The sequence below is a fragment of the Kitasatospora sp. NPDC058032 genome, from assembly GCF_042885845.1.
Classification (GTDB): Bacteria; Actinomycetota; Actinomycetes; order Streptomycetales; family Streptomycetaceae; genus Kitasatospora.
In genome coordinates this window covers 142,415-154,617 of record NZ_JBHVRK010000014.1, presented here as the reverse complement: position 1 = coordinate 154,617, position 12,203 = coordinate 142,415, and the positions used below count along the sequence as shown (strand labels likewise).

At 76.4% G+C, this 12,203-nt stretch carries 8 protein-coding genes; 5 read left to right on the top strand and 3 right to left on the bottom strand.

Annotation, left to right across the window (positions count from 1 at the left end; all coding sequences use genetic code 11):
• Positions 1–431: 431 nt before the first annotated feature.
• The 3 genes from ACFVUH_RS22840 to ACFVUH_RS22830 all read right to left on the bottom strand — a co-directional run bounded on the left by ACFVUH_RS22840 (position 432) and on the right by ACFVUH_RS22830 (position 4,001).
• Positions 432–1,931, bottom strand: coding sequence for a carboxyl transferase domain-containing protein (locus ACFVUH_RS22840; protein ID WP_387915118.1), 1,500 nt, complete (start codon positions 1,929–1,931; stop codon positions 432–434).
• A gap of 181 nt (positions 1,932–2,112) precedes the next feature.
• Positions 2,113–2,856, bottom strand: coding sequence for a sirohydrochlorin chelatase (locus tag ACFVUH_RS22835; RefSeq protein ID WP_387915117.1), 744 nt, complete (start codon positions 2,854–2,856; stop codon positions 2,113–2,115).
• On the bottom strand, positions 2,856–4,001 hold the full coding sequence (locus ACFVUH_RS22830) for a uroporphyrinogen-III synthase (protein ID WP_387915116.1): 1,146 nt from the start codon (positions 3,999–4,001) through the stop codon (positions 2,856–2,858). The genes ACFVUH_RS22835 and ACFVUH_RS22830 overlap by 1 nt, the downstream gene beginning before the upstream one ends.
• A 424-nt stretch (positions 4,002–4,425) precedes the next feature.
• Between ACFVUH_RS22830 and ACFVUH_RS22825 the strand changes: the two genes are divergently transcribed.
• From ACFVUH_RS22825 to ACFVUH_RS22805, 5 genes are read left to right on the top strand one after another with little or no spacing between them, the layout of a single operon-like run.
• Positions 4,426–6,567 (top strand): molybdopterin oxidoreductase family protein, encoded by a 2,142-nt coding sequence (locus ACFVUH_RS22825; protein ID WP_387915168.1) that lies wholly within the window; start codon positions 4,426–4,428, stop codon positions 6,565–6,567.
• Positions 6,567–7,811, top strand: coding sequence for an NAD(P)/FAD-dependent oxidoreductase (locus tag ACFVUH_RS22820; RefSeq protein WP_387915115.1), 1,245 nt, complete (start codon positions 6,567–6,569; stop codon positions 7,809–7,811). Before ACFVUH_RS22825 ends, ACFVUH_RS22820 begins: the two co-directional genes overlap by 1 nt.
• Positions 7,812–7,853: 42 nt before the next feature.
• Positions 7,854–10,478 carry a nitrite reductase large subunit NirB gene (gene nirB, locus ACFVUH_RS22815; RefSeq protein ID WP_387915114.1) on the top strand — a complete coding sequence of 875 codons (2,625 nt, stop codon included), beginning with the start codon at positions 7,854–7,856 and terminating at the stop codon, positions 10,476–10,478.
• Complete coding sequence (gene nirD, locus ACFVUH_RS22810) at positions 10,475–10,840, top strand: nitrite reductase small subunit NirD (RefSeq protein ID WP_387915113.1); 366 nt, start codon at positions 10,475–10,477, stop codon at positions 10,838–10,840. Before nirB ends, nirD begins: the two co-directional genes overlap by 4 nt.
• Positions 10,837–12,177, top strand: a complete 1,341-nt coding sequence (locus ACFVUH_RS22805) for a nitrate/nitrite transporter (protein WP_387915112.1) — start codon at positions 10,837–10,839, stop codon at positions 12,175–12,177. The genes nirD and ACFVUH_RS22805 overlap by 4 nt, the downstream gene beginning before the upstream one ends.
• Positions 12,178–12,203 lie beyond the last annotated feature (26 nt).

The window sequence follows — 12,203 nt, the reverse complement described above, 5'->3', positions numbered from 1 at the left end:
CCGAATCATCGAAACTTGTCGTATATGCGCACAAGTTATCCACGTGTCTGTTTTGAGAGGTTGATCCGGCATTGGCCCGCCGCCGCAACGGTCGTCCGCGCCGGGCCCCCGCTCGTCACTCCACGTCACTTCGCTCTGTTCAAGCTGTGCTTGGCGGAGCGAAGCGGTGTGGATGCGAAGCAACTTGGCGTGTCCGTCTCGCGGGGGCCGCCGTCGGGTCGGCTCTCGGCGGAGCGCAGATCCCGGCTCCTGATCGACCTCGGCCGGGCGCACGCGCAGCGGTGGCGATTCGGTGAGGCTGTGGATGCCCTCCTCGGAGTGGAGGGGTTGGCGCCCGCGAGCGGGAGAGCGGTACCGGGTGGGGGCGTCGGCGCTGCGGGCTGGGGGAGTGGGAGTTCGGATCGGCCGACTTCCCACTCCCCCAGTCGCCGTCAGGGCAGGTCGAGGGTGTCGCCCAGGCGGCGGTGGCGGGTGGTGCGGGCGGTGAGGCGGGTGGGTTCGGGGGTGGTGGTGAGGGTGGCGAGGGTGGTGGCGATGGCGTGGCCGAGGCGGGCGCAGAAGGGGGCGGGCTCGTCGGCGGCGTCGGGGAGTTCGGGGATCACCGTGTCCACCAGGCCGACGGCGGCCAGGTCGTGGGCGGTGATGCCCTGGGAGCGGGCGAGGTCGGGGGCGTGGGTGCCGTCGCGGTGGACGATGGCGGAGGCGCCTTCCGGGGGGAGCGGGGCGAGCCAGGCGTTGGCGGCGGCGAGGACGTGGTCGGCGGGGAGGAGGGCCAGCGCGCCACCGCCGGAGCCCTGGCCGAGCAGGACGGCGAGCACGGGGGTGCGCAGCGAGAGCAGGGTGGTCAGGCAGTGGGCGATCTCGACGGCCACGCCGTCCAGTTCGGCCTGGGCGGAGAGCTCGGCGCCCGCCGTGTCGACCACCGTGACGAGGGGCAGGCCGAGCTGCTCGGCGAGGCGGGCGGTGCGGCGTACGGCGCGCAGGTCGGCGGCGGTGAAGGGACGTTCCCGGGTGCCGGCCCGGCGTTCCTGGCCGACGACCACGGCGGGCTGCCCGCCCAGTACGGCGAGCGCGCGGACGAGGGCGCCGTCCCGGCCGCCGGGGGAGTCGAGCAGCACCAGCTCCTCGGTGGTGCGGCGCAGCAGTTCGCGGGTGCCCGGGCGGTCGGGGCGGCGGGTGCGGAGGACGGCCTGCCAGGCGTCGGGACGCTCGGCGGGCTCCGTGAGGGGAGAGGCGGGGGAGGGGGCGGGCAGCGGTTGACGGGTCAGGACGGACAGGGCGCGGCGCAGCACCTCGCGCAGTTCCTCCGGTGCCACCACCGCGTCGACCAGACCGCGTTCGGCGAGCGTCTCGGCGCGCTGGACCTCGGGAGACAGGGAGACGCCCCGCAGCTCCTCGTACACCCGTGGGCCGAGGAAGCCGAGCCGCGCGCCCGGTTCGGCGAGGACCAGCTGGCCGAGGGTGCCCCAGGAGGCGAACACCCCGCCCATGGTGGGATTGCGCAGGTAGGTGACGTACGGCAGGCCCGCCGCCCGGTGGGCCTGCACGGCGGCGGTGATCCGCAGCATGCAGAGGAAGGCGGCGGACCCCTCCTGCATCCGCGTGCCGCCGGAGACCGGGAGGGCGACCAGCGGGAGGCGTTCGGCGGTGGCGCGCTCCACGGCGCGGGTGATCCGTTCGGCGGTGGCCACGCCGATGGACCCGCCGAGGAAGCCGAACTCGGAGGCGACCAGGGCCACCGGCTCCCCGCCGATCCGGCCGAGACCGGTGAGCACCGCCTCGTCCACGCCGGTGCGTTCCCGCGCGCGGGCGAGGCTCGCCCGGTAGCCGGGGTCGACGGGTTCGCCGGTGCCCGGTTCGTCCCAGCTCCGGTAGCCGCCGGGGTCGACCAGCAGCCCGATCAGCTGGTGTGCCGTCAGGGAAACGCTCATCTGCTCCACCCCATCGCCCGATCCGGGTCCGCGCCGAGGAAGATCACCCTAGGCGGACGGCGGGGCGCGGAGGCGGATTGGGCGGCGGGTGTGAGGAGGCCGACAGCCTCGGGGCGACAGGTCGAGGCCCGGCTCGGCGCGGTGGCAGGGCGCACGGCCGGACCGTCGTGCCGCCGCGCCGCTACGTCAGCAGGGCTCTTCGTATGCCGCCGTCGGGGGCCGGGGCGCCGGCGCGGGCCTCGTCGTAGCGGAGGGCGACCAGGCGGGCGAGGGCGTCGTGGGTGCCGAGCGGGGCGCTCGTCCAGCGGGCGCCGGCGCCGCCGGCGCGGTCGGCGAAGAAGCCGGGGGCCAGCAGGTAGGGGGCGACGGCGACCCGGCGCTGTCCGGCCGCGTGCAGGGCGGCGACCGCCTGCCGGGGGGTGGGGCGGGCGGCGGACAGGTAGGCGGGGACGACCGGCCGGCCGTCGTCGAGGCGGTCGGCGAGCAGGGCGGCGGCGCGCGCGGTGTCGGCGTTGGCGGCCGGGTCGGAGGAGCCCGCGGCGGCGAGGACCACCGGGCCCGCGCCCGGCGGCCGGCCGGCGGCGGTGAGCCGGTCGGCGAGCGCGGCGGCGAGCAGCGGGTGCGGGCCGAGCGCGCGGGCGAGCGGGAGGTGGGCGAGGCCGGCGGCGGCGAGCGCGCGCGGCAGGTCGACGCGCAGGTGGTAGCCGCCGCCGAGCAGCAGCGGGACGAGCACGGCGGCCCGGCCGTTCAGCGCGGCGAGCGCCTCGGGGAGGCCGGGGCGGGCGAGGTCGAGGAAGCAGCAGCGGACGTCGAGGCCGGGGCGCAGTGCGCGGACCCGCTGCAGCAGCGCGTGGTTCGCCGCGACCCCGGCGGCGAGGCGGCTGCCGTGCGCGACGGCGAGCAGGACCGGTCGGTGGTCGTCCATCAGGCCGCCGCCAGGCGGTAGCCGCGCTTGGGCACGGTGCGGATCAGCGTCCCGTACGGCCCGAGGGCCACCCGCAGCCGGCCGACCGCCGCCTCGACGGCGTGCTCGTCGGCGCCCGCGTCCGGCCAGGCGGTGCGCAGCAGGTCGGCGCGGCTGAGCACCCGGCCGGGGCGTTCGGCGAGGGCACGCAGGACGGCGGCGCCGCGCGGGCTGAGCCAGCGGCTCTCGCCGTCGGCCAGGACGGCATTGCCCTGGAGGGTCAAGGTGGCGTCCCCCAGGACGAGTTCACGACGCCCCCGGCCCGGCAGGGTCTGCGCGAGCAGGCGCACCATGGAGCCGAGCCGCCCGCGCTCGGGGAGCGCCGCCGCCACGCCGAGCTCGGTGAACGGCCGTGCGCAGAGGGCGCCGACGCAGACCACCAGGACGTCGGACCGCAGTGCGTCGAGCAGCGGTTCGCGCTGCCCGTCGGCCTCGGCGATCGCGACGAAGGCGGTCACGGCGGGCGCGCTGGTGAAGGCGAGGGCGTGCACCTGGCGGCGGACGGTCTGCTCGACCAGCCGCCGTACCGGAGCCGGGTCGTCCGGAGGGCCCCAGCGGTAGACCGGGACGGAGATCACCTCGGCGCCGCGTCGGCGCAGCGCCGCCGCGAAGCCGGCCAGTGGCACCCCGTGCTCCTGGACGGCGATCCGCCGGCCGGCCAGCGGGCGGGCGAGCAGCCAGGTCAGCAGCTCGTCGGTGGCCTCGGAGTCGGGGGAGAAGCCCTCGCCGAGGCCGCTGGCCCGGACGGCGCCGGTGGCCTTGGGACCCCGGGACAGGACGACGGCCCGTCGGCACGTCTCGGCGAGGGCCGCGCCCAGGCCCCAGCCGTCGGCGGCGCTCATCCAGCCGCGCCAGCCGACGCCGGTGGTGGCGACGACGTAGTCGAGCGGGGCGGCCAGGCAGGCCCCGGTGGCCTCGCGCAGGGCGAGGTCGTCGGCGAGCGGCATGATCCGCAGTGCGGGTGCCTCGACGACCTGGGCGCCGTACCGGGCGAGCAGAGCGGTCAGCTCGTCGCGGCGGCGGACGGCGGTCACCCCGATGGTGAAGCCGGTGAGTGGACCGGGCTGCGGGGTGGGACCCGGCCCGGTGGCGGTTGGTGTGGGCATGTCGGCAGCATGCGACGGGTTCGTTACGGGGGGATTGCCTGCCGGTCAAGTGCGAGTCATCGAACCGTCATCCAGGTCAAGGGCGGTGTGTCGCACACAGCGTGACGGAGCGTGTGAGCGAACCGTACCGTGCGCGCAACACGGCGGACCCGGCGCCGTAACGGGCCGGAGTGAGATTCTGGCCATGCGCCCCATCGTCCCAGCGACCGACCCCGTCCCAGCGAGCGACCCCGCTCCTACGTGCGACCCCGCCCCAGCCGGTGGGCCCGTCCCGGTGAGTGGGCCCGTACCAACGAGTGAACCCGGCCCGACCGGCGGCCCCGGCCCAGCGAGCGGCACCGGCTCGACCAGCGGCGCCGCCCCGACGAGCGGCCCCGGTGCGGAGACCGCCACCCACTGCCCGTACTGCGCCCTCCAGTGCGGCATGCGGCTGCGCCCGACGGAGGCCTCCGGCCCCGGCGCGGTGCCGGTCGAGGTGACGGAGCGCCCGGACTTCCCGGTGAACCGGGGCGCGCTCTGCGGCAAGGGCCGCTCGGCGCCCGCGCTGCTGGCCAGGGACGTGCGGCTGACCGGGCCGCTGGTGCGCGACCGCCCGGGCGGCCCGCTGCGCGCGGCCGGCTGGGACGAGGCGCTGGACCGGGTGGCCGCCGGGGTGCGGACGGTGCGCGAGCGGCACGGCGCGGACGCGGTCGGGGTGTTCGGCGGCGGCGGGCTCACCAACGAGAAGGCCTACCAGCTCGGCAAGTTCGCCCGGGTGGTGCTCGGCACCGCGAACATCGACTACAACGGCCGGTTCTGCATGTCCTCGGCCGCCGCCGCGCACCGCCGGGCGTTCGGCCTGGACCGCGGGCTGCCGTTCCCGCTGGCGGACGTCCCGCACACCGGCTGTCTGATCCTGGTCGGCGCCAACCCGGCCGACACGATGCCGCCCGCGCTCCGCTACTTCCGCGAACTGCGGGATAACGGCGGCACGTTGATCGTCGTCGACCCGCGCCGCACGCGGACCGCCGAGCAGGCCGACCTGCACCTCCAGCCGCGCCCCGGCACCGATCTCGCGCTCGCCCTGGGACTGCTCCACCTGGTGATCGCCGACGGCCTGGTGGACGAGGCGTTCGTCGCCGCCCGGACCACCGGCTACGAGCGCGCCCGGGCCGCCGCGATGGCGCACTGGCCGGACCGGGTGGAGCGGATCACCGGCATCCAGGTCTCCCAGCTCCGGCGTGCCGCCGAGCTGTTCGGCCGCGCCGCGACCGGCATGGTGCTCACCGCGCGCGGCCCGGAGCAGCAGAGCAAGGGCACCGACACCGTCGGCGCCTGGATCGACCTCTGCCTCGCCACCGGCAACGCGGGCCGCCCGTACGCGGGTTACGGCTGCCTGACCGGGCAGGGCAACGGCCAGGGCGGCCGGGAGCACGGCCAGAAGGCCGACCAACTGCCCGGCTACCGCTCGATCGAGGACCCGGCCGCCCGCGCGCACGTCGCCACCGTCTGGGGCGTGGACCCGGACGCGCTGCCCCGGGCCGGCCGCTCCGCCTACGAGCTGCTTGACGGCCTCGGCGGTCCGGATGGTGCCCGCGCGCTGCTGGTGATGGGCTCCAACCCGGTGGTCTCCGCGCCGAACGCCGCCCATGTCACCGCCCGGCTGCGCGCCCTGGACCTGCTGGTCGTCGCCGATCTGGTGCTCTCCGAGACGGCCCGGCTGGCCGACGTCGTGCTGCCGGTCACCCAGTGGGCCGAGGAGGACGGCACCACCACCAATCTGGAGGGCCGGGTGATCCTGCGCCGGCGCGCCGTCGACCCGCCGGAGGGCGTGCGCGGCGAGCTGTGGCTGCTGGGCGAACTCGCCCGCCGGCTGGGCGTGGAGCGCGGCTTCCCGGCCGACGCCGAGCAGGTCTTCGACGAGCTGCGACGGGCCTCGGCGGGCGGCGCGGCCGACTACTCCGGCATCAGCTACCGGCGGATCGCGGCCGAGGACGGGGTGTTCTGGCCCTGCCCGGACCCGGCCCACCCGGGCACGCCGCGGCTGTTCCTGGACCGCTTCGCCACCCCGGACGGCCGCGCCCGCTTCGCCGCGGTGACCCACCGGCCGGCGGGCGAGGAGCCGGACCGGGAGTACCCGCTGTACCTGACCACCGGCCGGGTGCTCGCCCAGTACCAGAGCGGTGCGCAGACCCGCCGGGTGGCCGAGCTGAACGCGGCGGCTCCCGGGCCGTTCGTCGAACTGCACCCCCGGCTGGCCGAGCGGCTCGGTGTCGCCGACGGCGACCCGGTCGCCGTGGTGAGCCGGCGCGGCCGGGCGGTGGCACCGGCCAGGGTGAGCGCGGCGATCCGGTCGGACACGGTCTTCATGCCGTTCCACTGGCCCGGCGCCGGGCGGGCCAACAGCCTCACCAATCCGGCGCTGGACCCGGTCTCCCGGATGCCGGAGTTCAAGACCTGCGCGGTACGGGTCGAGCGGGCCGTGGCGGGGGAGCCGGCCGACCTGGCCGAGCGCGCCCATCGGGCGGAGCGGGCCGAACGGGCCGCCGCCCCCGGCCACGCCGCCGACGAGCGGGCGGCGGGCTGATGGCCGGCGCGGGAGCGGACCGCCGGATCGCGGTGGTCGGCGGCGGCATGGCGGCCGCCCGGTTCGTCGAGCGGTACACCGCGCTGGGCGGCCCCGGCACCGTCACCGTCTACGCCGCCGAGGCACACGCCCCCTACAACCGGGTGCTGCTCGCCGACGTGCTCATCGGCCGGTACGCCGCCGAGGCGATCGCCCTGCCGCTCGGCTCCGCCCGGCTGCGCACAGGCTGCGAGGCGGTGGCCGTCGATCCGGCGGCCCGCAAACTCGTCCTGGCCGACGGGACGGTGGAGGCCTGGGACGAGCTCGTCCTGGCGACCGGCGCCGAGCCGGTGCTGCCGGCGATCCCCGGCCTGTACCGGTCCGGGGACGGCGGCGACCTCACCGGGGGCGTGCACACCCTGCGCTCGCTGGACGACTGCGCCCGGCTCGCCGAGCAGGCCCGCACCGCCCGCCGGGCCGTGGTGGTCGGCGGCGGCGTCCTCGGCGTCAGCACCGCCCGCGCGCTGGCCGCGCTCGGCGTGCGGACCGCGGTCGTGCACCGGTCGGCGCAGCTGGTCAGCCGCCAACTCGACGCCCGGGCAGGAGAGATGCTGCGCGAGCGGCTGGCCGCACTCGGCGTCGAGGTGCGCTGCGGCAGCCCCGCCCCGGCGCTGGCGACGGAGTCCGGCCGGGTCATCGGGGTACGGCCGGCCGGCGGCCCACTGCTCGACTGCGACCTGGTGGTGCTCGCCTGCGGCACCCGCCCGAGCACCACGCTCGCGAAGGCCGCCGGACTGCCGGTCGCCACCGGTGTCCTGGTCGACGACCGGCTCGCCGCCGGGGCCCCGCACGTGCACGCGATCGGCGACTGCGCCGAGCACCGCGGCACCGTGCACGGCCTGGCCGCCCCCGCCTGGGACCAGGCCGACGTCCTCGCCCGGCGACTGTCCGGCGCGGCCCCGCGAGCCCGCTACACCGGCTCCCGCCCGTCGTCCCGGCTCTCCACCGGCGGCCTGGAGTACGCGGCGTTCGGCGCCGTCGACGAGACCCTCGGCGAGGGCCTGGACGTGCTGCGGCTCACCGACGCCACCCGCGGCAGCTACAAGAAGCTGGTACTGCGCGGGGACCGGCTGGTCGGCGCGATCCTGCTGGGCGACCTGACCGGCCTCGACGTCCTCACCGACGCCTGGGAGCGGGACGACCCGCTCACCGGCCACCCCCTCCACCTGCTGACGGCGGCCCTCCCCGCCGCCACCGCGGCCTGACGGCCGCCGCCCCGACCTCCCCACCCACCCGAGGAGTCACGCATGACGTCGTCGCACACGCCCGAGCGGCCGCCGGCCCTCGTCCTGGTCGGCCACGGCATGGTCGGCCAGCGCTTCCTGGAGGCCTGGACCGAGCAGCCCGGCACCGGCCACTGGCGGGTCACCGTGCTCGCCGAGGAGCCGCGCCCCGCCTACGACCGCGTCCACCTCAGCTCCCTGTTCGACGGCCGCACCCCCGAGGACCTCGCGCTCTGCCCGCCCGGCTTCCTCGCCGAGCACGGCATCGAGCTGCGCCTCGGCGACCCGGTCACGGCCGTCGACCGCGCCGCCCGCACCGTCACCACCCGCTCCGGCGCCGAACTGGGCTACGACGCCCTGGTCCTGGCCACCGGCTCGATCCCGTTCGTGCCGCCCGTCCCGGGCCGGGACGCCGCCGGCTGCCACGTCTACCGCACCGTCGAGGACCTCGACGCGATCCGGGCCGACGCCGCGCACGCGCTGGCCGACGGCGGCGGCACCGGCGTGGTGGTCGGCGGCGGCCTGCTCGGCCTGGAGGCGGCCGGCGCGCTGCGGGCGATGGGCCTGGCCACCCATGTGGTCGAGTTCGCGCCCCGGCTGATGGCCGTCCAGGTCGACGAGGGCGGCGGCGCCATGCTCCGGCGCAAGATCGAGGACCTCGGCGTCAGGGTCCACACCGACGCCGCCGCGAGCGGCATCGCCACCGGAGCGGACGGCGCGGTGCGCGGCCTCGCCCTCTCCGACGGCCGTGAACTCCCCGCCGACCTGGTGGTGTTCTCGGCCGGAGTCCGCCCCCGTGACCAACTCGCCCGCGACTGCGGCCTACCGGTCGGACCGCGCGGCGGCATCGTCGTCGACGAGCGCTGCCGCACCGAGGACCCCGCCGTGCTCGCGGTCGGCGAGTGCGCCCTGGCCGCCGACGGCCGGGTCTACGGACTGGTCGCCCCCGGCTACCAGATGGCCGAGACCGCCGCCCGCGAACTCGCCGGCCGCCCCGGCCCCGGCTTCACCGGCGCCGACACCTCCACCGAGCTCAAGCTGCTCGGCGTCGACGTCGCCAGCTTCGGCGACCCGCACGGCAGCGCCGAGGGCGCGCTCGACGTGCTCTACAGCGACAGCCGGCTCGGCGTCTACCGCAAGCTGGTGATCGGCTCCGACGGCGCCCTGCTCGGCGGTGTCCTGGTCGGCGACACCGACGCCTACGGCACCCTGCGCCCGCTGGCGAAGGCCGGCCGCCCGCTCACCGTCCCACCCGAACAGCTGGTGCTGCCCGCCGGGTTCGCCGCCGCCGGGCCGATCGCCCTGCCCGACGACGCGGTGCTCTGCTCCTGCCACAACGTGACCCAGGGCGCCGTGCGCGCCGCCGTCCGCGACCAGGGCTGCGACGGCGTCACCGCGGTCAAGAAGTGCACCCGGGCCGGCACCGGCTGCGGCAGCTGCCTCAAGCAGCTCACCACCGTCGTCACCGAGGAACTCGCCGCCACCGGCGCCGAGGTGCGGACCGGGCTGTGCGAGCACTTCGCCCGGACCCGCGCCGAGCTGTACGAGATCGTCCGGGCCACCGGCATCACCACCTTCTCCGAACTGGTCGACCGGCACGGCACCGGCGAGGGCTGCGACATCTGCAAGCCGACCGTCGCCTCCATCCTGGCCAGCCTCTCCAACGGCCACATCCTGGACGGCGAACAGGCCGCCCTGCAGGACTCCAACGACCACTTCCTGGCCAACCTCCAGCGCAACGGCTCCTACTCGGTGGTGCCCCGGGTGCCCGGCGGCGAGATCACCCCCGAGGGCCTGATCGTGATCGGCGAGGTGGCCCGCGACTTCGGCCTCTACACCAAGATCACCGGAGGTCAGCGGATCGACCTCTTCGGCGCCAGCGTCGACCAGCTCCCCGCCATCTGGGGACGGCTGGTCGAAGCGGGCTTCGAGTCCGGGCACGCCTACGGCAAGGCGCTGCGCACCGTGAAGTCCTGCGTCGGCGAGACCTGGTGCCGCTACGGCATGCAGGACTCCGTCGCCCTCGCCATCGAACTGGAGCTGCGCTACCGGGGGTTGCGCTCCCCGCACAAGATCAAGTCGGCGGTGTCCGGCTGCGCCCGCGAGTGCGCCGAGGCGCGGAGCAAGGACTTCGGGGTCATCGCCACCTCGGCCGGCTGGAACCTCTACGTCGCGGGGAACGGCGGCATGACGCCCCGTCACGCCGACCTGCTCGCCGCCGACCTGGACCGCGGGACGCTGATCCGCACCATCGACCGCTACCTGATGTTCTACATCCGCACCGCCGACCGGCTGGAACGCACCTCGGTCTGGCTGGAGCGGCTCGACGGCGGCCTCGCCCACCTGCGCGCCGTCGTCCTCGACGACGTCCTCGGCATCGGCGCCGAACTCGACGCCCTGATGGGCCGTCACATCGGCTCCTACCAGGACGAATGGGCCGCCACCCTGGCCGACCCGGAGCGGCTGCGCCGCTTCGCCTCCTTCGTCAACGCCCCCGGCACCCCCGACCCGGCCGTCACCTTCGTCCCCGAACGCGGCCAGATCCGCCCGGCCCGCCCCGACGAGGACGGCCACGTCCTGACCGCAACCGCCCCCGACGCCGCCCCCGTCCTGGTGGCCGGCCCCCGACTGGAGGTGCTCGCCCCGTGACCGTGGAGATCCACGACGGAACCCACTGGCAGCCCGTCTGCGCCCTCGCCGACCTGCAGCCCGGCCGCGGCGTCGCCGTCCTGCTGGCCGACCACCAGGTCGCCCTCTTCCGCGACCGCTCCGGCGCCCTGCACGCCGTCGACAACCGCGACCCGTTCAGCGGCGCGTACGTGCTCTCCCGCGGCCTGCTCGGCAGCCGCGGCGACCGGCCGACACTCGCCTCACCGATGTACAAGCAGGTCTTCGACCTCACCGACGGCCGCTGCCTGGACGAGGACACCGCCCCTGACGGCAGCCCCGCCGTGCTCCGCCTCTGGCCGGTGCGCACCACCGCGCCCGCCCCGTCGGAGGAACCCGCATGACCGTCACCGGTCCGGCGCCCACCGGGGCCGACCACTGGGACCCGGAGGACCGCGCCTTCTGGGAGCGCACCGGCGCCCGGACCGCCCGCCGCAACCTCACCATGTCCGTGGTCTGCGAGCACCTCGGCTTCTCGGTGTGGAGCCTGTGGTCCGTCCTGGTGCTGTTCCTCGGCCCCGGCTACCACGTCGACCCGGCCGGGAAGTTCACCCTCACCGCCCTGCCCACCGCCCTCGGCGCCCTGCTCCGCCTCCCGTACGCCTTCGCCCTCACCCGCTTCGGCGGGCGCACCTGGACGGTCGTCAGCGTGCTGCTCCTGCTGGTCCCGACCGCGCTCGCCGCCCTCGTCCTGACCCCCGGTGTCTCCTACGGGACCCTGCTCGCGGTCGCCTGCGCCGCCGGCGTCGGCGGTGGCGGCTTCGCCTCCTCGATGGCCAACATCAACGCCTTCTACCCGCACCGCCTCAAGGGCTGGGCGCTCGGCGTCAACGCGGGCGGCGGCAACCTCGGCGTCCCCGGCGTGCAACTCCTCGGCCTGCTCGTGCTCGCCACCGCCGGCGCCGAGCACCCCCGGCTGCTGCCGCTGCTCTACCTGCCGCTCGTGCTCGCCGCCGCGACCCTTGCCCGGCGCCGGATGGACGACCTGCCGCCCGCCGCCCGGGGGTCCGTCGCCGGAAGCTCGCTGCGCGAAGTCGCCCGCGACCCGTACGGCTGGGCCGTCTCCGCCCTCTACATCGGCACCTTCGGCTCGTTCATCGGCTTCGGCTTCGCCTTCGGGCAGGTCCTCCAGACGCAGTTCCACGACCGCTTCGACACCCCCGTCAAGGCCGCCGCGCTCACCTTCCTCGGCCCGCTGCTCGGCTCCCTGCTGCGCCCCGTCGGCGGCCGGCTCGCCGACCGCTTCGGCGGCCCCCGGGTCACCCTGGCCGCGTTCGCCGCGATGGGCGCCGGCGCCGCCACCGTCCTGGCCGCCTCCCGGGCCGGCTCGCTGCCGCTCTTCCTGGCCGGCTTCATCGCCCTGTTCGTCCTCAGCGGCCTCGGCAACGGATCGACGTACAAGATGATCCCCGCCCACTACGAGGCACGCGCCCGCGCCGCCGTCGCCGCAGGCACCGACCCGGCCGCCGCCGCGGCCGCCGCCCGCCGCCGCACCTCGGCCCTGATCGGCCTGGCCGGCACCATCGGCGCCTTCGGCGGCGTCCTGGTCAACCTGGCCTTCCGCGAGTCCTTCGCCGCCGGTGGCAACGGCGACACCGCCTACCTGGTCTTCCTCGCCGCCTACGTCTGCTGCGCCGTCCTCACCTGGGCCGTCTGGCTGCGCCCGGGCGTCCGCCGCTGACCGTCCCGAACACCGTCGGCCCCGGA